16 protein-coding genes and 2 tRNA genes are annotated in these 18,592 nt (G+C 63.1%); 8 read left to right on the forward strand and 10 right to left on the reverse strand.

Going from position 1 to position 18,592, the window contains the following annotated elements; all coding sequences use genetic code 11:
* Positions 1 to 13: 13 nt before the first annotated feature.
* The 5 genes from H281_RS0122275 to fdxA all read right to left on the reverse strand — a co-directional run bounded on the left by H281_RS0122275 (position 14) and on the right by fdxA (position 2,350).
* On the reverse strand, positions 14 to 844 hold the full coding sequence (locus tag H281_RS0122275; protein WP_020069364.1) for a helix-turn-helix transcriptional regulator: 831 nt from the start codon (positions 842 to 844) through the stop codon (positions 14 to 16).
* 128 nt (positions 845 to 972) lie between these two features.
* Entirely contained in the window at positions 973 to 1,446 is a 474-nt protein-coding gene (locus H281_RS0122280) for a CreA family protein (protein ID WP_020069365.1), read from the reverse strand.
* Positions 1,447 to 1,695: 249 nt separating this feature from the next.
* Positions 1,696 to 1,771, reverse strand: a tRNA-Asn gene (locus H281_RS0122285).
* Between the two features lie 62 nt (positions 1,772 to 1,833).
* A tRNA-Asn gene (locus H281_RS0122290) sits at positions 1,834 to 1,909 on the reverse strand.
* A gap of 117 nt (positions 1,910 to 2,026) precedes the next feature.
* Complete coding sequence (gene fdxA, locus H281_RS0122295) at positions 2,027 to 2,350, reverse strand: ferredoxin FdxA (protein ID WP_020069367.1); 324 nt, start codon at positions 2,348 to 2,350, stop codon at positions 2,027 to 2,029.
* Between the two features lie 295 nt (positions 2,351 to 2,645).
* Here fdxA and pncB point away from each other — a divergent pair, with 295 nt between their 5' ends.
* The 5 genes from pncB (at position 2,646) to H281_RS0122320 (ending at position 8,629) form a co-directional block, all read left to right on the forward strand.
* Complete coding sequence (gene pncB / locus H281_RS0122300; RefSeq protein WP_020069368.1) at positions 2,646 to 3,842, forward strand: nicotinate phosphoribosyltransferase; 1,197 nt, start codon at positions 2,646 to 2,648, stop codon at positions 3,840 to 3,842.
* A 127-nt stretch (positions 3,843 to 3,969) separates the two neighbouring features.
* Positions 3,970 to 4,632: a LutC/YkgG family protein gene (locus H281_RS0122305; RefSeq protein WP_020069369.1), complete on the forward strand. Its 663-nt coding sequence runs from the start codon at positions 3,970 to 3,972 to the stop codon at positions 4,630 to 4,632.
* An 80-nt stretch (positions 4,633 to 4,712) separates the two neighbouring features.
* Entirely contained in the window at positions 4,713 to 6,140 is a 1,428-nt protein-coding gene (locus tag H281_RS0122310; protein ID WP_027804849.1) for a sodium:proton antiporter, read from the forward strand.
* Positions 6,141 to 6,194: 54 nt separating this feature from the next.
* Entirely contained in the window at positions 6,195 to 7,184 is a 990-nt protein-coding gene (locus tag H281_RS0122315; RefSeq protein ID WP_020069371.1) for a 2-hydroxyacid dehydrogenase, read from the forward strand.
* Positions 7,181 to 8,629: a DNA recombination protein RmuC gene (locus H281_RS0122320; RefSeq protein WP_020069372.1), complete on the forward strand. Its 1,449-nt coding sequence runs from the start codon at positions 7,181 to 7,183 to the stop codon at positions 8,627 to 8,629. Before H281_RS0122315 ends, H281_RS0122320 begins: the two co-directional genes overlap by 4 nt.
* A 118-nt stretch (positions 8,630 to 8,747) precedes the next feature.
* Here the strand turns inward: H281_RS0122320 and H281_RS0122325 are convergent, their stop codons facing one another.
* From H281_RS0122325 to H281_RS0122345, 5 genes are all read right to left on the reverse strand, one after another.
* Positions 8,748 to 9,023 carry a hypothetical protein gene (locus H281_RS0122325; protein ID WP_006053283.1) on the reverse strand — a complete coding sequence of 92 codons (276 nt, stop codon included), beginning with the start codon at positions 9,021 to 9,023 and terminating at the stop codon, positions 8,748 to 8,750.
* An 80-nt stretch (positions 9,024 to 9,103) separates the two neighbouring features.
* Positions 9,104 to 10,405 carry a molybdopterin molybdotransferase MoeA gene (moeA, locus tag H281_RS0122330; protein ID WP_020069373.1) on the reverse strand — a complete coding sequence of 434 codons (1,302 nt, stop codon included), beginning with the start codon at positions 10,403 to 10,405 and terminating at the stop codon, positions 9,104 to 9,106.
* A 59-nt stretch (positions 10,406 to 10,464) separates the two neighbouring features.
* A complete protein-coding gene (mobA, locus tag H281_RS0122335; protein WP_020069374.1) occupies positions 10,465 to 11,103 on the reverse strand; it encodes a molybdenum cofactor guanylyltransferase MobA in 639 nt (212 codons plus the stop codon).
* 8 nt (positions 11,104 to 11,111) lie between these two features.
* Entirely contained in the window at positions 11,112 to 12,221 is a 1,110-nt protein-coding gene (moaA, locus tag H281_RS0122340; RefSeq protein WP_020069375.1) for a GTP 3',8-cyclase MoaA, read from the reverse strand.
* A 193-nt stretch (positions 12,222 to 12,414) separates the two neighbouring features.
* Positions 12,415 to 15,738: an Rne/Rng family ribonuclease gene (locus tag H281_RS0122345; protein ID WP_020069376.1), complete on the reverse strand. Its 3,324-nt coding sequence runs from the start codon at positions 15,736 to 15,738 to the stop codon at positions 12,415 to 12,417.
* A gap of 733 nt (positions 15,739 to 16,471) precedes the next feature.
* Here H281_RS0122345 and H281_RS0122350 point away from each other — a divergent pair.
* From H281_RS0122350 to H281_RS0122360, 3 genes are read left to right on the forward strand one after another with little or no spacing between them, the layout of a single operon-like run.
* On the forward strand, positions 16,472 to 17,509 hold the full coding sequence (locus H281_RS0122350) for an RluA family pseudouridine synthase (RefSeq protein ID WP_027804850.1): 1,038 nt from the start codon (positions 16,472 to 16,474) through the stop codon (positions 17,507 to 17,509).
* A complete protein-coding gene (locus H281_RS0122355) occupies positions 17,502 to 18,161 on the forward strand; it encodes an HAD-IA family hydrolase (RefSeq protein ID WP_020069378.1) in 660 nt (219 codons plus the stop codon). Before H281_RS0122350 ends, H281_RS0122355 begins: the two co-directional genes overlap by 8 nt.
* Entirely contained in the window at positions 18,158 to 18,574 is a 417-nt protein-coding gene (locus H281_RS0122360) for a Rieske (2Fe-2S) protein (RefSeq protein ID WP_020069379.1), read from the forward strand. The genes H281_RS0122355 and H281_RS0122360 overlap by 4 nt, the downstream gene beginning before the upstream one ends.
* Positions 18,575 to 18,592: the final 18 nt, after the last annotated feature.

The following is an 18,592-nucleotide window of genomic DNA, read 5'->3' on the forward strand; positions in this document are numbered from 1 at the left end:
TTCTTGCGTACGATCACTGTCCCTGCCAGCGTCCGGGCGGCACGCCGAACATGCGGCGGAAGTGCCGCGTGAAATGGCTTTGATCGGTAAAGCCGCTGGCGGCCGCCACGTCTGTTACCGCGACGCCTGCCCGCAACGGGGCAAGCGCGCGTTGCAGGCGTATCTGATTGCGCCAGGCGTGGGGCGGCAGACCCGTCGCGCGGTTGAAAAGGCGCGCGGCGTGAAATGGCGAGAGTCCGGCCGCCTGCGCCACGTCGGCGAGCGTGACCGGTTCGAGCAGGTCGCCTGCCAGACGTTCTTTCATGACGGCGACGCGGGTGTCGTCGGCGGCCATGCGCGAAGGCTCGGGCAGCGTTTGCGAATAGCGCACGAGCAGCGTGGAGAGCGCGTCGAGCATGGCGGCTTCGGCCGCCAGCGCGTCGCTGCCCGCTTCGAGCATACGGTGCGCGTTCGCGAGTCGCACGGCGAGGTCGGGATCGTGGATCACGCCGGGTGCAAACCAAGGCAAAGGCTGCGGCTTGCCGGCGATCTGATCAGTGAGTTCGTGGATGAACTGCACCGGCGCGTACGTTACGCGATAGCGCCAGCCTGCTTCGACTGCCTTCGAACCCGTGTGGAGTTCGCCCGGATTGATGATCGGCACGCCTCCGGCTTCGGCGACATAGTCCGAACCGCGATACCGATAGCCTTCGGCGCCCGCGACGATCACGGGAATCGTGTACGCATCGTGCCAGTGCGGTGCGAACTCGTGGTCGTGATATTCAGCCGTGAGCAGGTCCGCACCGGGCAGAAGCGGCGTGCGCCAGTAACGGGCTGAATTCTGAAAACGATGGACGGCGGTCATTGCATGGCTCTCGTACAGCCAGTCAGTTTAGCGCGGAGCGACGGCTGCGGGCATGGCGGCGCGCTTCGTTCGGCGGCGCGCGCCGTGCGCTTTTTCGTAGGACGTCGCCCGCGCTGACCCGCGGTTGGTCACTTCACAGGGATGGTGGTGCCGGCCGGCATCGGCACGGCGCTCACACTGTTTTTCGCGCTGCCGCTGACGACCCGGTCACTGTAGGTGAGATACACGAGCGCGTTGCGTTTTGTGTCGACCACGCGCACCACATGCAACGCCTTGAAGATTAGCGACATGCTCACCGAAAACACATCGGCTTGCTGTTTCAACGGACCGGCGAAATGAATTGCTCCGACCTGACGGCAGGCGATCGACGCCTCCGTGGGATCTTCCGCGATGCCAAGCGTGCCTTTCACGCCACCCGTGCGCGCACGCGACACGTAACAGGTCACGCCTTGAACGAGAGGATCGTCGTAGGCCTCGACGACAACCCGGTCGGAACCGGTGATGTGAAAGTTCGTATTGACGCTGCCGACTTCTTCGCCGTGCGCGACCGGCACAGCGGCGGCGGCGACTGCAAGCGCGATTTGCAACGTGGTGATTTTCATGAGATGGCCGGATTGAGCAGGAAGCGTTGGAGGCGCGGTGTGCGCCGCAAAGCTGTCATCGTATACCGCGGGAAGATTGGCGAGACGTTCGGCAACGGCTCGGCAGACGAGTCTTGGAAAATCCGCCGTGAATTGATGAGCGGGGAGCGACGCGCTGATCGCGAATGAGGTGCGCGCCCTGAAGGAAGACTGGAACTGAAGGAAGGCTAAAAACAAAAAGGCCCGCACGGATGCGGGCCTTTAAAATTTTGGCTCCTCGACCTGGGCTCGAACCAGGGACCTACGGATTAACAGTCCGGCGCTCTACCGACTGAGCTATCGAGGAACAGCAGTACAACTTGATCTACATAAAAAAGCCCGTCTTGGTTAACGGGCTTTTGCAATTCTTGGCTCCTCGACCTGGGCTCGAACCAGGGACCTACGGATTAACAGTCCGGCGCTCTACCGACTGAGCTATCGAGGAACAGAAAAACAACAGCAGAGAAGCGAAATTGTAGAAGCAGCGTTGGCGCCTGTCAATACCTTGTGTTCATCTCAATTTGATCCGAACTACCGGGAGGTATGACGGGCTCTCAAACGCTCAGCGCGCGAGCAGGGCGAGCTTTTCCTTAACGTCCTTGAACTCGTCGGCTTCCGGCAGCGGCGCCTTGGTCTTGGTGATGCTCGGCCAGTTCTTGGCGAGATCGGCATTCAGCTCGATGAAGTTCTGCTGGTCGCCCGGCACGTCTTCTTCGGCATAAATGGCGTTCACCGGGCACTCGGCCACGCACACTGCGCAGTCGATGCATTCATCGGGGTCGATCGCGAGGAAGTTGGGACCTTCGCGAAAGCAGTCCACCGGGCACACATCGACGCAGTCGGTATAGCGGCACTTGATGCAGCTTTCGGTCACAACGTGAGTCATTCAGGCAGCTCCTGCATGCGGAATCAGGGAAGGCGCAAACGCCAAAAGCGGTATTGTAACGTAACGTCAAGAGGCGCATGCAGCATCGCACAACGCCTTTTATATGTTTTCGTGATTAGTTTATTGCGTGCGCGAAGAGTAACGGGTTCACGCTCGGCGGCGCGAGGGCAGGCCGCGCTCGCGCCTGAATGACGGCGCATTCGGGTAACATGCGTCAAGCCGGCGCGCACGAGGCGCCCCGATGCATGGGTTGAGTCAGGCCTTCCGTACTTCCTGCGGTCCAGTTCGCACCATCATGATTATTACTTCGCTGCTCGACACCGATCTGTACAAGTTCACGATGATGCAGGTGGTTCTGCATCACTTCCCCGCGGCCAACGTCGAGTATCGCTTCCGTTGCCGCACGCCGAACGTCGACCTCGTGCCTTACATCGGCGAGATACGCGACGAAGTGCGCAAGCTCTGCCAGCTGCGCTTCACCGACGAGGAACTCGACTACCTCCGGCGCATGCGCTTCATTAAGGGCGACTTCATCGAGTTCCTCGCGCTTTTTCATTTGAACGAGAAGTACATTTCGATCGAGCCGTCGCCGAAGAACAACGGCGAGATCGACATTGAGATCAAAGGTCCGTGGCTGCACACGATCCTGTTCGAGATCCCGATGCTCGCCATCGTCAACGAGGTCTACTTCCGCAATACGCAGCAGGAACCGGACTACAGCGAAGGCCGTGGGCGCCTGGTGGACAAGATGAAACTTCTGGGCGCGCGGCCAGAATTTGCCGACTGCAAGATTGCCGACTACGGCACGCGTCGCCGCTTTTCGAAGCAATGGCACGAAGAAGTGATCCTCACGCTGAAAGACGGCCTTGGCGAACAGTTCGCCGGCACGAGCAACGTGTTTTACGCAATGAAGCACAGCCTGACGCCGCTCGGCACCATGGCGCACGAGTATCTGCAGGCGTGCCAGGCGCTCGGCCCGCGGCTGCGCGATTCGCAGATCTTCGGCTTCGAAATGTGGGCGAAGGAATATCGCGGCGACCTTGGCATTGCACTGTCGGATGTTTATGGCATGCAGGCGTTTCTGCGCGACTTCGACATGTACTTCTGCAAGCTGTTCGACGGCGCACGCCACGATTCGGGCGACCCGTTCGATTGGGGCGAGCGCCTGCTCCAGCACTACGAGGCGAACCGTTGCGATCCGCGCACGAAGATTCTGGTGTTTTCCGACGCGCTCGATATTCCCAAGGTGCTGCAGCTCTACGAGCGCTTCCGCGGACGCTGCAAGCTCGCCTTTGGCGTGGGCACGAATCTGACCAATGACCTCGGCTATAACCCGCTGCAGATCGTGATCAAGATGGTTCGCTGCAACGGGCAGCCCGTGGCGAAGCTGTCCGATTCGCCGGGCAAGAACATGTGCGAGGACAAGGCGTATCTCGCGTATCTGCGGCAGGTTTTCGGCATCGCGCAGCCCGAGGAAGAGTCCGCGAATTAACGGCTTGCGCACGCGTGTTTCCGCGCGTCTGAAGAGTTCCTATGCCGTTCGGCCAGGGTGTTCGCGCGGAGGGTGGCCGGTATAATTCCGACATATCGCACGGCTATCGACACGAGGACTTTCGCATATGGACACATCGATTGCCCGCCGCAACATGCTGGCGCGTATCCGCGCGGCGCAAGGCCGGGAACCAGAGCCGTCCCCGTCCGAGCGGGAAGCGGCGGCGGACTATCTGGCGCGCCATCCGTCTGGCCCGCGCCCGGATATGCCTGCGGACCTGACCGGGCGGTTCATTGAAGAAGCGCAGAAAATGGCGACCACCGTCGACACGGTAGCGTCGCTCAGCGACGTGCCGGCCGCGGCGTATCGCTATCTCGCCGATCACGCGTTGCCGTTGCAAGCCATTGCCTGGGGAACGCTGCAGGATCTGCGCTGGAACGACGCAGGCCTCGCAGTTGAATTTCGCAAGCCGAAAGACGGTGACGTAGTGGGCCTGACCGGCTGCTTTTGTGCGACTGCCGAAACGGGCTCGCTCGTGTTGCTGTCCGGTCCGGACACTTATGCGTCAGCCGGTCTGCTGCCGGAAACGCATATCGCGATCGTGCCGGCTTCGCGCATCGTGGCGGGACACGAAGAAGCGTTCGTATTGATCCGCAGCGAGCGGGGCGAGCTTCCGCGTGCGGTCAACTTCATCTCTGGACCTTCGCGCACCGGGGATATCGAACAGACCATCGTGCTCGGCGCTCATGGGCCGTATCGCGTGCATGTGATCGTCGTACTCGGCGCCTGAGTGAAAACCACGCTTGTCTTCACGCGTGCGTAACTGTCCGCGGTGTTCAAGTCATTTCAACAAAGAAGGACCTCCGGCATATGACTAGACGTGCCGTGCCGACGTGCATGGTGCTCGTGGCTGCACTGACGCTGACGAGCTGGCCCCAGGTGGCCTGCGCCGCCACACTCGAAGGCGCTTCGCTTTCCGCGCTCTGGGGATTGCCGTTTGCGGGCATGCTGCTCTCCATTGCCCTCTTTCCTCTCGTCGCACCCACGTTCTGGCATCACCATTTTGGCAAGATCGCGGCGGCGTGGGCGCTGGTGTTTCTCGTGCCGTTCGCGCTTGCATTCGGTTGGGGCATCGCGTTAGGCACGCTAGTGCATGCGTTGCTCGAAGAATACATTCCCTTCATCGTGTTGCTGACTGCGCTGTACACGGTTGCGGGCGGCATCTGTGTGCGCGGCAATCTGCACGGCACGCCGCGCCTGAACACAACGATTCTCGCGCTCGGCACGTTGCTCGCGAGCGTAATGGGCACGACTGGCGCGGCGATGCTGCTCATCCGTCCGTTGCTGCGCGCCAACGACAATCGCCGGCATGTGGTGCACGTGGTCGTGTTCTTCATTTTCCTGGTCGCGAATGCGGGCGGCTCGCTCTCGCCGCTGGGCGACCCGCCGCTCTTCCTGGGCTTCCTGCAGGGCGTCGGCTTTTTCTGGACTACCACGCATCTCGCGCTGCCCATGTTGTTCGTTTGCGGTGTTCTACTGACAGCGTTCTATTTCCTCGACTCGCACTATTTCCATCAGCGTGAAGAAGAGCGTTCCCGTTTTCTTGACCCTACGCCCGACTCGCCGCTCGGCATCGACGGCAAGGTGAATTTCCTGCTACTTGGCGCGGTTGTCGGGCTCGTTCTGATGAGCGGGCTGTGGAAACCCGGCGTCAGTTTCGATGTGCTCGGAACCCATGTAGATTTGCAGAACGCCGTACGCGATGTCGCGCTCGTCGTCGTCATGTTGCTTTCACTCGCATTGACGCCGCGTGCGGCTCGCAAGGGCAACGACTTCAACTGGGCGCCGATCGAAGAGGTGGCCAAGTTGTTCGCGGGCATCTTCGTGACGATTGCACCCGTCATCACGATACTGCGCGCGGGCGAAGCCGGTGCGTTTGCTGGCGTGGTTCATCTCGTCAACGATTCCGCAGGACGACCGCACGACGCGATGTACTTCTGGGCGACGGGCCTGCTATCTTCGTTTCTGGACAACGCGCCGACGTACCTGGTGTTTTTCAACCTGGCCGGCGGGGATGCTTCGTCGCTCATGACAACCGGCGCCACCACGCTCGCGGCGATTTCGGCGGGCGCGGTGTTCATGGGCGCGAACAGTTATATCGGCAATGCGCCCAACTTCATGGTAAAGGCGATTGCAGAGTCGCGCGGTGTTCGCATGCCGAGCTTTTTCGCTTACCTGGGGTGGTCCGGTGCGGTGTTGCTGCCGCTTTTTCTTGTCACTGGTTGGCTGTTTTTCTGACACCGAGTCTGAAGCCGAGGCCGTCGAACTCGACACGCTATACGGAGAATTGCAATGCAGAAGATCCTCGTCGCCCGTCCGATTTTTCCCGATGTGATCGAACGGCTCAAACAGTATTTCGACGTCGACTGGAACCAGGGCGACGTGCTGTCCGCGGAAGAACTGAAGCGCCGTCTCGTTGACAAGGACGGCGCACTCACCGCGGGCGATCCTGTCGGCGCGGAGGTTCTCGCGGCCGCGCCGCGCCTTCGCGTGGTATCGAATATGGCGGTGGGTTACAACAACTTCGACATGGCGGCGTTCAACGCAGCCAACGTGCTCGGCACGAATACGCCGGACGTGTTGAACGAGTCGACCGCGGACTTTGGCTGGGCGTTGATGATGGCTGCGGCTCGACGCATTGCGGAATCGGAGCACTGGCTGCGCGCGGGCAAGTGGCAGAAGTGGGCGTACGACGGCTTTCTCGGTGGCGATATCCACGGCTCCACGCTGGGCGTGATCGGCATGGGCCGGATCGGCCAGGCGCTCGCACGGCGCGCGAAGGGCTTCAACATGCAGGTCATTTATCACAACCGCTCCCGGGTCGCGCCCGAGATCGAAGCCGAGCTGAATGCCGAATATGTGTCGAAGCAAGACCTGCTGCGGCGCGCCGATCATGTCGTGCTCGTGCTGCCCTATACGAAGGAGAATCATCACACGATCGGCGCTGCCGAACTCGCGCTGATGAAGCCCACTGCGACGCTGACCAATATCGCGCGCGGCGGCATCGTCGACGACGCAGCGCTCGTCGAGGCGCTTCGCTCAGGGCAGATCGCCGCGGCCGGCCTCGACGTCTTCGAGGGCGAGCCGAATCTGAATCCCGATCTGCTGAGCGTGCCGAACATCGTGTTGACGCCGCATATTGCGAGCGCAACCGAGGCGACGCGCCGTGCAATGGCCAATCTCGCCGCGGACAATCTGATTGCCGGCCTTGGCGAAGGTCCGCGCGCCGGTCGGCCACCCTATCCGATCAATGCCGAAGTTATCGGCCGGGCGCGTGCATGACGATGATTCTTGTCGCGGCCGTCGCGGTGCTGGCGGTCGCGCTCGTGCTTGCCGTGGTCTTGATGATGCGAGTCCACGGTCGCGCTAATGAGCACGAGCAGTTCGAAATGCTGAGCGATCGCATCGATACCGCAGCCGACGCGCAGGCACATGCCTATGAGCGCCTCGAGCGGCAATTGCGCAATGACATCACCGAGACCGCGCGCGTGTCGCGTACGGAGCAGAGCAGCGGCTTCGCGCATTTCCAGCAAACGCTGGCCGCGCAATTCAGCAGCATGACCACTGTGCAGGGCGGCAAGATCGACGGATTCGCGCAGCAACTGGACGCAGTGCGTCACAGCCTTCAGCAGCAGGCGCAGCAGGCGCGTGACGAACAGGGACGCTCGCTCAAGCAGTTCGGCGATACCCTCAGCCTGCAGCTTGGGCAACTCACGGAGGTGAACGATCGCCGCTTCGCCGAGGTGCGCGCGACCATCGAACAGCGGCTGAAGGACATCGAGGCGAACAATGCCAGCAAGCTGGATGAAATGCGCCGTACCGTCGACGAAAAACTGCACGCCACGCTCGAACAACGCCTTGGCGAGTCGTTTAAGCTCGTGTCGGACCGCCTCGAACAGGTACATCGCGGCCTGGGCGAAATGCAGACGCTCGCGGCCGGCGTCGGCGATCTGAAGAAGGTTCTGACGAACGTGAAAACGCGCGGCACGTGGGGCGAAGTGCAGCTCGAAGCGCTGCTTGAACAACTGCTCACCGCCGACCAATACGCCAAAAACGTAGCCACCGTGCCGAAGAGCGCGGATCGCGTCGAGTTCGCTATCCGCCTGCCTGGACGGGTGGAGGCGGGCGGTGCCGCCACTCCGGTATGGCTGCCCATCGACGCCAAGTTTCCACGCGAAGATTACGAGCGGCTCATCGACGCGCAAGAACGGGCCGACCCCGCCGCAGTGGAGGAAGCCTCGCGTGCACTGGAAGCCAGGATTCGTGCAGAGGCACGCGCCATCGCCGAAAAATACGTGTCGCCGCCGCACACCACCGATTTCGCGCTGCTTTACCTGCCCACCGAGGGTCTCTACGCGGAAGTGCTGCGTCGGCCAGGTTTGTCGGATCTGCTGCAACGCGATTACCGCGTGACGATTGCGGGCCCCACTACGCTGACTGCATTGCTCAACAGTTTGCAGATGGGTTTTCGCACGCTTGCCATCGAGCGGCGCTCAAGTGAAGTGTGGCAAGTGCTCGGCGCGGTTAAGACGGAGTTCGGCAAGTTCGGCGACGTGCTGGCGAAGACCAAAGCGCAACTCGAAACAGTCACGCGTTCTATTGAAGCCGCTGAGACGCGCACCCGCGTGATGAATCGCAAACTGCGCGATGTCGAGGCGCTGCCCGGAGAGGAGGCGAGTGGTCTGATAGGCGGCGCGTTGCCGGGCGTCGATCCCGACGAGCAGTAAGCAACAAGCAATGAGCAACAAGCAATGAGCAGTAACGCTGGCGCGGCGCGTGCGCGTCAGCAGTCCGCGCCTGCCGCGTCCGCGAGCGCGGCGGCAGTGGCGCGGAGCGGGGCACGCATCAGGCTTCTTCCGGTGCGTCGGTCAACTGGATTTCAATGCCGCCGAATCGCGACGCAACCCAGTTGTATGCGTGGCATGCAATCCACAGCAGGATGAAGCCAAGAATCGCATTCAACAGCAGCGCGCTGAACACCGTGCTCAGTTCGACAGAACCGTAGCGCACGAACGCGACGAGCACGCCGAGCAGCACGATCGGCACAGAGAACGTCAGATAGACGAGGATAAGTGCTTTGGCCGTCTGTCCCGGTGCGATGAACGAGATCTGTTTTTTCATGTAAGTCAAACCCGCATGTCGTAGTGGTAATGGGTAAAGCTGAATATGACCGTGGATGAAAGCGCCACGAGGCGGATACGTCAGATCAAGCCGTGGAACAGCATGATACTGACGCGTTCGCCCTCGCCAATGTCGCCTTCTTCATGGCCGAGCACGATGAAACAATTGGCCTCGCTCATCGAACTCAATACGCCGGAGCTTTGCGAGCCTGTCGGCGTGACCTGCCACTGGCCGTTCGCGGCCTGGCAAGCTATGCCGCGCTGGAACTCCGTGCGTCCGGCGCGTTTGCGGATTGGCCGCACGCTCGCCGCGTAAATCAGCGGCAGCGGCTGCGGCGCGGCGCCCGACATGAGCAGCAGCACTTCGCGCACGATCTGATAGAACGTCACCATCACGGCCACCGGATTGCCCGGCAGACCGAAGAATAACGCAGGTCGTCCAAGACCCGGCCGCTCGCCGGACCATACGCGGCCAAACGCAAGAGGGCGGCCCGGGCGCATGGCGAGGCTCCAGAACGCGACGTCGCCGAATGTCTGCAACAACTGCCTTGTGAAATCCGCCTCGCCGACTGAAACGCCGCCGGAGGTCAGCACCACGTCGGCACTCTCCGCGGCGCTGCGCAGCGCGGCTTCGAGCGCGGCAGGTTCGTCGCGGATCACGCCCAGATCCAGCGCTTCCACGTTCAGGCGCCGCAACATGGCGAAGAGCGTGTAGCGGTTGCTGTCGTAGACCGCGCCCGGGTCGAGCGGCTCGCCCAGAGAGCGCAGTTCGTCGCCAGTGGAAAAGAAAGCGACGCGCAAGCGCCGCCGAACATTGATTTCGCCAATGCCGAGCGAAGCCAGCAGGCCGAGGTCGGATGCGCGAATAATGCGGCCCGCATGCAACGCAACGTGGCCGCGAGCGAGGTCTTCGCCGGCTAGCCGCCGGTTTGCACCGGCCTCGACCGCGTCGGCTGCAAAGCTGATCGAAGCGGAGTCGGCATTGCGCTCGACCAGTTCCTGCGGCACCACGGTGTCGCAGCCTTCCGGAACGCATGCGCCCGTCATGACGCGCACGCATTGCGCTGCTCCGACGTGGCCAGCAAACGGATGTCCCGCCAAAGCTTTGCCGACGACGGTCAGTTCGACCGGCTGCGCGCCGCTTCGCAATGCGGCGCCGTTGAACGCATAGCCGTCCATTGCGGAATTGACGTGCGACGGCACGTCGATCGGCGAAACGATGTCTGCGGCCAGCACGCGGTCGAGGGCGTCGCGCAAGGCCACGCGTTCGACGGCCGTAACCGGCGTCGCCCACTGGCGAGTAATCGCCTGGGCAGCCGAAACAGGTAGCGCATGAGGATCGTACTGCGCGACGCAGCGGGAAAATTCGTTATGCGTGGTCATGAAGAGCTGGACGTCGCGGCTGGCGGCTAGGTGGCGCTTGCCGTGCGGCGGAGCGGGATTCAGCCGGGGCCCCGATCACGCTCGAGGTCGGCGAGTTCTTGTAACGAATTGATATTGTAAAACGCACGCTCGTCGGTAAAGACGACTTCCACGGTCTTGTGGCGCGCGTACCACGCGCGCACCTTCCGCTCGCCGGCGGCCAGGTAGGCGGCGAGGTCGTCGGCGACACCGGTTCGCAGCAGCGCGAAAACCGGGTGAAGCGAGCGATTTCCGTCGGCGTCAACGGTTGTAACGGTGGCGATGTCAGCTGCGTTTGCAGCAAGGGCCTGAGCAAGGCGCGCGGCGAGGTCGGCGGGGAGCCAGGGCGTGTCGCACGGCGCGCTTAGCAGGTATTCGCTGCGAGCAGTGAGAAGACCGGCCAGCAAACCGGCCAGCGGCCCTGGGAATTCGGGCAACGTGTCGGCGACAATCTCTGCGCCGAACGGCGCACCGAGTGCTGCGTAAGCGTCCGGGTGGCGATTGGCGCTGATCAGCAGCGCGCCCGTCTGCGGCGCAAGGCGCTTCAGCACATGACCGGCGAGTGGCTCGCCGTGCAAGGTCTGCAAACCCTTGTCGGCGCCGCCCATGCGTGTACCGCGACCGCCCGCGAGCAGCAGGCCGGTAATCTGTTCGCGCGTCGGCGTCGCGGCTTGACCCATCCCAGCGATCAGCCGCCGATGTACGACATTTCGACGCGCCGTGCGTCCTGCTCGCGTGCTTCGGCCGCGTTGCTGCCGCGCAATTGCGAATAGCGGTCGCCGCGGCCTTGCCAGATTTCGGCGACGGCAGTTGCGATTTCGGCGTCGGTTGCCCCGCTACGCAGCAGCGCGCGCAGGTCGTGGCCCGACGATGCGAACAGGCACAGGTACAGCTTGCCCTCGGTCGAAAGGCGCGCCCGTGTACAGCTCGCACAAAACGCGCGGGTCACGCTGGAAATGACACCGATTTCGCCGCTGCCGTCGGCATAGCCCCAGCGCTGCGCTGTCTCGGCTGCACTGTGCGCTTCGAGCGGCGCAAGCGGGAAATGCTCGTCGATGCGCGCGATCACGTCCGCCGACGGCAGCACTTCGGTCATGTTCCAACCGTTGGACGTGCCGACGTCCATGTATTCGATGAAGCGCAGTACCGCGCCCGAGCCTTTGAAATGGCGCGCCATCGGCACGATTTCGCTGTCATTCGTACCGCGCTTGACCACCATGTTGACCTTCACCGGCGCGAGGCCGACGGCGTGCGCGGCGGCGATTCCGTCGAGCACGTCGGCCACTGCGAAATCGGCGTCGTTCATGCGGCGAAACAGCATGTCGTCGAGCGCGTCGAGGCTGACGGTTACGCGGGTGAGGCCTGCATCCTTGAGGCTGCGCGCCTTCCGGGCCAGCAGCGAGCCATTCGTGGTGAGCGTCAGATCAAGCGGCCGGCCTGCTGGCGTAGTGAGTTGCGCGAGGCGTTCGATCAGGAATTCGAGATTCTTGCGCAGCAGCGGCTCGCCGCCCGTCAGGCGAATTTTTTCGACGCCATGCGCGACGAAAAGCCGCGCGAGCCGCTCGATTTCCTCGAAGCTCAACAACGCGCTGTGCGGCAGAAATGCATAGTCCTTGTCGAACACGGCGCGCGGCATGCAGTAGACGCAGCGAAAGTTGCAACGGTCCGTCACCGAAATGCGCAAGTCTCGCAACGGACGCGCGAGCGTATCGTGCAGTTCGCCGCTAGGCGTCTGCACCGGGCCGGAAATGACCGGCGCCGCGCTGAGGTCGGCAACAGGGATGATGCGTCGGGACATGAGTGACTTGCGTTGTGCCAAACGGATAGGGCGATTCCTTCATTCTATCGGAAATGCCTTAAACGGCTGGGCGATGCCAACCCCTGTCGGGGTTTACGGGGAGGGTAGGGAGTTCGCGAGGGGATGCGATTCGCATGCGCAAAAAACAAAAAGCCCGCCGGAGAGGGCGGGCTTTTCGAAGCGAGTTGCAAGCTTACTGCGGATGCTTCCCGGTTTCCACTTGCTGCATCGGTGCCGAGTCGACCGGCGGCAACGGCTTGCGCTCACGCACCACGCGCGGCGGTTTCACCGTTTGCGCAGCGGCTTCTTGTGCTGCGCGCAGCTTGTCGGCGTCGGTATTGACCCAGACAAGACCGGCTTGCTCCAGCACCGGCTTCAAGGCTTCAGCTGAGACGCCGCCGTTGAACGACGCGCGCGACGCCGACGGCGCTTGCGATGCCTGCGTGGCTTCGGCCACATCGGCGACTTCGGCGGCTTGCGGCGCGGCGGCGACAGGCGCCGGCTCGACCGCTGCTGAGTCCGCAGCCGGTGCGACTGCTGCCACGACCGGTTTCTGCTCGACGATCTGCGGTTGCGGTGCCGGCTCGGCGGCCGGAGCTGCGATCACTTCCGCCGGAGCGGCGGCCGCAGGTTCGACGTGAGCCTGCTCGGCTTGCGCTTCCGCCGCCGGCGCAACAGCCGCAGCCTCTTCACGAACGACCGGTTCCACGAGCGATACCGTCTCCGCCGCAGCCGGTGCAGCCTGCGCCGGTTCGACCGGCGCCACAGCTTGTGCAACAGGCGCCTGCACGACCGGTTCGACGGCAGCCGGAGCAGCCGGCACTTCGGCGACCGGCACGACCGTTTCCGTCTTCGCTGCCTTTTCGACAGCGAGTGCCGGCGTTTCGGTTGCAGCGTGGAGTTCCGTGACGACAGCTGTCTCGGTTGCAACGGCGGCAACTACGACTTCCACCGGCGCCACTTCCTTCACTTCCCGGGCTTCGCTCACTTCGGGCTTCGATTGGACCGGCTGATGCGCGGTGCGCACCGGTGCGTCGTCGCTGACGTTGACGTTGTCGCCTTCCGCTTCCGCGACATCTGCCGCCAGGTTGCCGTTCACGTCTTCCTCACGCTCACGACGACCGCCGCGACGGCCGCGACGGCGACGACGACGCTCTTCGCCGTCACGCGCCACAGCTTCCTGATCGACCGGCGCAGCGTTGTCAGTAACGGCCGTCTGGTTTTGCGCCAGTGCCAGTTCTTCCGCGGTTTGCGCCTCGGCCTGGGTCATCGCATCGGCGGTTTCTGCCTGCGGCTTGCGGCGCTCGCCGCGCTCAGCGCGTTCGCCACGTTCGCGGCGCTCGCCGCGTTCCTGACGCTCGCCACGCTGTGCGCCTTCGGCCGTTTCAGCACGCTCGCCGCGATTGTCGCGCTCGCGGTTGTCACGCCCTTCGCGCGGTTCCCGTGCTTCGCGGGGTTCACGGCCTTCACGCGCTTCGCGGTTGCCGCGAGGTTCACGAGCCTCGCGCGGTTCACGCGGCTCACGGCCTTCGCGGGCATCACGCACCTCGCGGCCTTCGCGCGGCTCGCGTTCCTCGCGACGCTGCGAAGGCTGCTGGCCTTGACGGCCGCCGTTCGTCGCTTCGCCACGGGCTGCCGCATCGCGACCACCCGCGCCACTGCGACGATTACGGTTGCGATCGCCGCCGCGTTCGCCGGTGCGCTCACCGCGCTCCGAACGCTCGCCACGCTGTTGCGGACGGGCGGGTTTTTCGGTAGCCGCAGGCGCAACGGGCGTCGGCGCCGCCGGCTGCATGCCGAACAGATTCTTCAGCCAGCCGATGAAGCCGCCGCTCGCCTGTGTGACAGCGACGGGCGCCGGCGCTGCGACCGGTCGAACCGGCGCGCTCGGAGCCGGCTTCTCGGGCGTGATGCCCTTGACCGCCGCTTCCTGCTTCGGCTTCACTTCTTCGGTCCGCTTGCTGTAGCCGGTTTCCGACTCCAGCTCGCGAGCCGCTTCTTCGGCCATCTTCCACGAAGCGCGCGGTTCGTCGAGGCGCGCGTCGTCGTGACGCAGACGTTCCAGCTTGTAGTGCGGCGTATCCAGGTGCTTGTTCGGCACCAGCACGACGTTCACCTTGAAGCGCGATTCGATCTTGTTGATTTCCGAACGCTTTTCGTTCAGCAGGAAGGCGGTCACTTCGACCGGCACCTGGCAATGGATCGCCGCGGTGTTTTCCTTCATGGCTTCTTCCTGAATGATCCGCAGCACTTGCAGCGCGGACGATTCGGTATCACGGATGTGGCCCGTGCCGTTACAGCGCGGGCACGTCACGTGGCTGCCTTCCGACAGGGCCGGACGCAGACGCTGACGCGACAGTTCCATCAGGCCGAAGCGCGAGATTTTGCCCATCTGGACGCGCGCACGGTCGTGCTTGAGGGCGTCTTTGAGGCGTTGCTCGACTTCGCGCTGGCTCTTGGCCGACTCCATGTCGATGAAGTCGATCACGATCAGGCCGCCCAGATCGCGCAGGCGCAACTGGCGCGCGACTTCGTCGGCGGCTTCGAGGTTGGTGCGCGCGGCCGTTTCCTCGATGTCTGCGCCCTTCGTGGCGCGGGCCGAGTTCACGTCGATTGCGACGAGTGCTTCAGTGTGGTCGATCACGATCGCGCCGCCCGACGGCAGCGGAACCGTGCGCGAGTACGCCGTTTCGATCTGATGTTCGATCTGGAAGCGGGAGAAGAGCGGCACGTCGTCGTGGTAGCGCTTCACCTTGCTGACATTGTCCGGCATCACGATGTCCATGAAGGCGCGTGCCTGGTCATGAATCTCGGTGGTGTCGATCAGAATTTCGCCGATGTCCGGCTGGAAATAGTCGCGGATCGCGCGAATCACGAGGCTCGATTCGAGATAGATCAGCATCGGCTGGCCGCTCGAACCGCTTTGCGACGCGGCTTCGATCGCGCGCCACAGTTGCATCAGGTAGTTCAGGTCCCACTGCAGCTCTTCGGCGCTGCGGCCAATGCCGGCCGTGCGCGCGATGATGCTCATGCCTTCCGGCAATTGCAGCTGCGCCATGGTTTCGCGCAGTTCCTGGCGGTCGTCGCCTTCGATCCGGCGCGACACGCCGCCGCCGCGCGGGTTGTTCGGCATCAGAACGAGATAGCGGCCGGCGAGGGAGATGAAGGTGGTGAGGGCTGCGCCCTTGTTGCCGCGCTCTTCCTTTTCGACCTGGACGATCAGTTCCTGACCTTCCTTCAGCGCGTCCTGAATGCGCGCGGAGCGCATGTCGACGCCGTCGCGGAAATACTGGCGGGCGACTTCCTTGAACGGCAGGAAACCGTGACGGTCTTCGCCGTAGTTGACGAAACAGGCTTCGAGCGACGGCTCGATGCGGGTAATGATGCCCTTGTAAATATTGCCTTTGCGCTGTTCGCGCCCGGCGGTTTCGATGTCGATGTCGATGAGTTTTTGCCCATCGACGATGGCAACGCGCAGTTCTTCCTGCTGCGTCGCATTGAACAACATGCGTTTCATGGAACGGCTCCAGTGCGGCTCGGCCGGCGCGCGTCGCCTTCGCGGTTGTCAGTCGCGAGCGCGAAGCGGGCAGCGGCATGCCGCGCCTTATTGTGTTTTCACAAGCACGCTGGAGCGGGAAAAATGGCGGGAGAATTGCCTGAGGGGGCCCGGCTCCATAAAGAAGGAGCGCGGTGCCGCAGGGCACATGCGAACACGGCTTCAAATAACGACCCGACACGCCGCGGGTTCTGCCGGCAGACCTTCATAAGCCTTTCGTCCCCTCTCGCCGGTGCGCCAACTGGGCGCGTGACCGGAGGGTCGAAGGCTGCGGTCGTGCCGCAACGGGAAGTTCGCGCAAGCGGCGCGTCTTTTCCTGCTGGGGGTGTCTCGCCTCATTTTGACGTCGCCAAGTCTTGTACTTTCTACAAGACGCCATGGGCGCACGCCGTATTTTCGCAACTCGCAGCTTCGTACAGCAGGACGTAAGACGCCCGATACCGAAGCTGAGAGTTAAATTCTTTTTTACCAAAATTCCGTTACCGTCGAAGCCGACCTTGACCGAACGCGCCTGTGGGCGCCGTCCCTGCCGGGTGCTGACTTCGTGCGTGCAACTTGTTGCATCTCATTTTCAGGGTGAGCAACCAGACCCCGGCACAAGTAAAATAACGATTTACGCTTGCACCTGCGCAATCCGCCCGAATTCCGGACACTGCGCCGGCCGCCGCAGACTGCTGGGCAAATTATATTCAGAATGAAAGAGTTAGGCAAAATATCCCAGAAATCGGTGACAAGCGCGGTCGCGAGCGATCAGGTCTCAGTGATCGAGATCGACGACAGCGCGGCCGGACAGCGCATCGACAACTTTCTGTTGCGAGTCTGTAAAGGCGTCCCCAAGAGCCACATTTATCGCATCCTGCGCAGCGGGGAAGTGCGTGTGAACAAGGGCCGGATCGACGCGCAGTATCGGCTCGAACTCGGCGATCTCGTGCGCGTGCCGCCCATCCGGGTCGCGCAACCCAACGAGGCGGTGGCGCACGCGCCGGTGCCGAGCGCTGAGTTCCGGACCATTTTCGAAGACGAACACCTGCTCGTCATCGACAAACCGGCGGGTGTCGCGGTGCACGGCGGCAGCGGCGTCGCGTTCGGCGTGATCGAGCAGATGCGCGAGGCGCGGCCGCAGGCGAAATTCCTCGAACTGGTGCATCGGCTGGATCGCGAGACCTCCGGCATCCTAATGCTCGCCAAGAAGCGTTCGGCGCTCGTGAATCTTCACGACCAGATTCGCGAGAACAGGATGGATAAGCGCTACTATGCGTGCGTTCATGGCGAATGGGCGAGCGACTGGGGGCGTCGCCGCGCCGTCAAGGAACCGCTGCACAAATACCTGACCGCAGACGGCGAGCGGCGCGTGCGCGTGCAGGCCGACGGTCTGGCGTCGCACACGGTCTTCAATCTGATCGACCGCTGGCCCGACTACGCATTGCTCGAAGCAGAGTTGAAGACGGGCCGCACGCATCAGATCCGCGTTCATCTGCAGCATCTGGAACTGCCGATCGTCGGCGATGCCAAATACGGCGACTTCGCGCTGAACAAGGCGCTGGCTCGTGCAAATGCCAAGCCCGGGCTCAAGCGCATGTTCCTGCACGCTTACCGGCTGAAGCTGACGCATCCGGCAACCGGCGCGCCGCTGCAACTGGAGGCGCCGTTGCCGGCCGAATGCCGCAATTTCATCGCGCAGCTCAACGAATTACGAAATGGGTCACACCCGGAGACGGCACCGCATGGCTAGAGAGCAGTTTGACCTGATCGTCTTCGACTGGGACGGAACGCTGATGGATTCCACCGCGCACATCACGCGCAGTATCCAGGCAGCGTGCCGTGATCTCGGTCTGCCGGTTCCAGCGGACGAAGCCGCGAGCTATGTGATCGGCCTCGGCTTGCGCGACGCGCTGCAAATCGCCGCGCCCACGCTCGATCCGAGCGACTACCCGCGGCTCGCCGAGCGCTACCGGTTCCACTATCTGGTGAAAGATCAGACCACCGAGTTGTTCGTCGGCGTTCGCGAAATGCTGCAGGAGTTGCGCGATCAGGGCTATCTGCTGGCAGTGGCGACGGGTAAAAGTCGCGTTGGACTCAACCGCGCGCTCGATCAGGTGCGGCTGACCAGTCTGTTCGACGGCACCCGCTGCGCGGATGAGACGTTTTCCAAGCCGCATCCAGCCATGTTGCACGAATTGACGCGCGAATTGGGGCAGGACCCGGTACGCACGGTGATGGTCGGTGACACCACGCATGATCTGCAGATGGCGATCAACGCTGGCGTCGCCGGTGTCGGCGTGACGTACGGCGCGCATCCGGCCGGGTCGTTGAGCGCGCTGTCGCCGAAATATGTCGCCTCCAGCGTGGGTGCGCTGTCGTCCTGGTTGAGGGAGAACGCATGAGCACCGGCGTGAGCGAGGGCGGGGGCGAGGCTACTGTTCAGGCGGTGCGGGTGTGCGCATCCGGGGAACTCGTGGACGGCGGAATGGGGGTGCGGCGTGCCGCCAGAATCGGTGCCGATGAAGTCGTGGTGTTTTTCGTGCGCTACGAGGGACGTGCTCACGGCTATCTGAACCGTTGCGCTCACGTTCCGATGGAACTGGATTGGGCGGAGGGTCAGTTCTTCGAATCGTCCGGTTTATACTTGATGTGCGCCACACATGGGGCGATTTACGCGCCGGATACCGGCAAATGCGTAGGCGGTCCGTGCCGCGGCGGCAGGCTGCGGGCCCTGAAAGTAGACGAGCGCGATACGCCCGAGGGCCGCGCTGTCTTCTGGCTTCCCGACGGGGAATTGCAACCCGCCGCGTCCTGATCCGCGTTTTGATCTGTA

This window comes from Paraburkholderia caledonica (genome assembly GCF_000383275.1).
Lineage (GTDB): Bacteria > Pseudomonadota > Gammaproteobacteria > Burkholderiales > Burkholderiaceae > Paraburkholderia > Paraburkholderia caledonica.

Coding starts and splice junctions, on each gene's coding strand:
- H281_RS0122275 (WP_020069364.1), bottom strand. CDS start 844: ATGACCGCCGTCCATCGTTTTCAGAATTCAGCCCGTTACTGGCGCACG.
- H281_RS0122280 (WP_020069365.1), bottom strand. CDS start 1,446: ATGAAAATCACCACGTTGCAAATCGCGCTTGCAGTCGCCGCCGCCGCT.
- fdxA (WP_020069367.1), bottom strand. CDS start 2,350: ATGACTCACGTTGTGACCGAAAGCTGCATCAAGTGCCGCTATACCGAC.
- pncB (WP_020069368.1), top strand. CDS start 2,646: ATGATTATTACTTCGCTGCTCGACACCGATCTGTACAAGTTCACGATG.
- H281_RS0122305 (WP_020069369.1), top strand. CDS start 3,970: ATGGACACATCGATTGCCCGCCGCAACATGCTGGCGCGTATCCGCGCG.
- H281_RS0122310 (WP_027804849.1), top strand. CDS start 4,713: ATGACTAGACGTGCCGTGCCGACGTGCATGGTGCTCGTGGCTGCACTG.
- H281_RS0122315 (WP_020069371.1), top strand. CDS start 6,195: ATGCAGAAGATCCTCGTCGCCCGTCCGATTTTTCCCGATGTGATCGAA.
- H281_RS0122320 (WP_020069372.1), top strand. CDS start 7,181: ATGACGATGATTCTTGTCGCGGCCGTCGCGGTGCTGGCGGTCGCGCTC.
- H281_RS0122325 (WP_006053283.1), bottom strand. CDS start 9,023: ATGAAAAAACAGATCTCGTTCATCGCACCGGGACAGACGGCCAAAGCA.
- moeA (WP_020069373.1), bottom strand. CDS start 10,405: ATGACCACGCATAACGAATTTTCCCGCTGCGTCGCGCAGTACGATCCT.
- mobA (WP_020069374.1), bottom strand. CDS start 11,103: ATGGGTCAAGCCGCGACGCCGACGCGCGAACAGATTACCGGCCTGCTG.
- moaA (WP_020069375.1), bottom strand. CDS start 12,221: ATGTCCCGACGCATCATCCCTGTTGCCGACCTCAGCGCGGCGCCGGTC.
- H281_RS0122345 (WP_020069376.1), bottom strand. CDS start 15,738: ATGAAACGCATGTTGTTCAATGCGACGCAGCAGGAAGAACTGCGCGTT.
- H281_RS0122350 (WP_027804850.1), top strand. CDS start 16,472: ATGAAAGAGTTAGGCAAAATATCCCAGAAATCGGTGACAAGCGCGGTC.
- H281_RS0122355 (WP_020069378.1), top strand. CDS start 17,502: ATGGCTAGAGAGCAGTTTGACCTGATCGTCTTCGACTGGGACGGAACG.
- H281_RS0122360 (WP_020069379.1), top strand. CDS start 18,158: ATGAGCACCGGCGTGAGCGAGGGCGGGGGCGAGGCTACTGTTCAGGCG.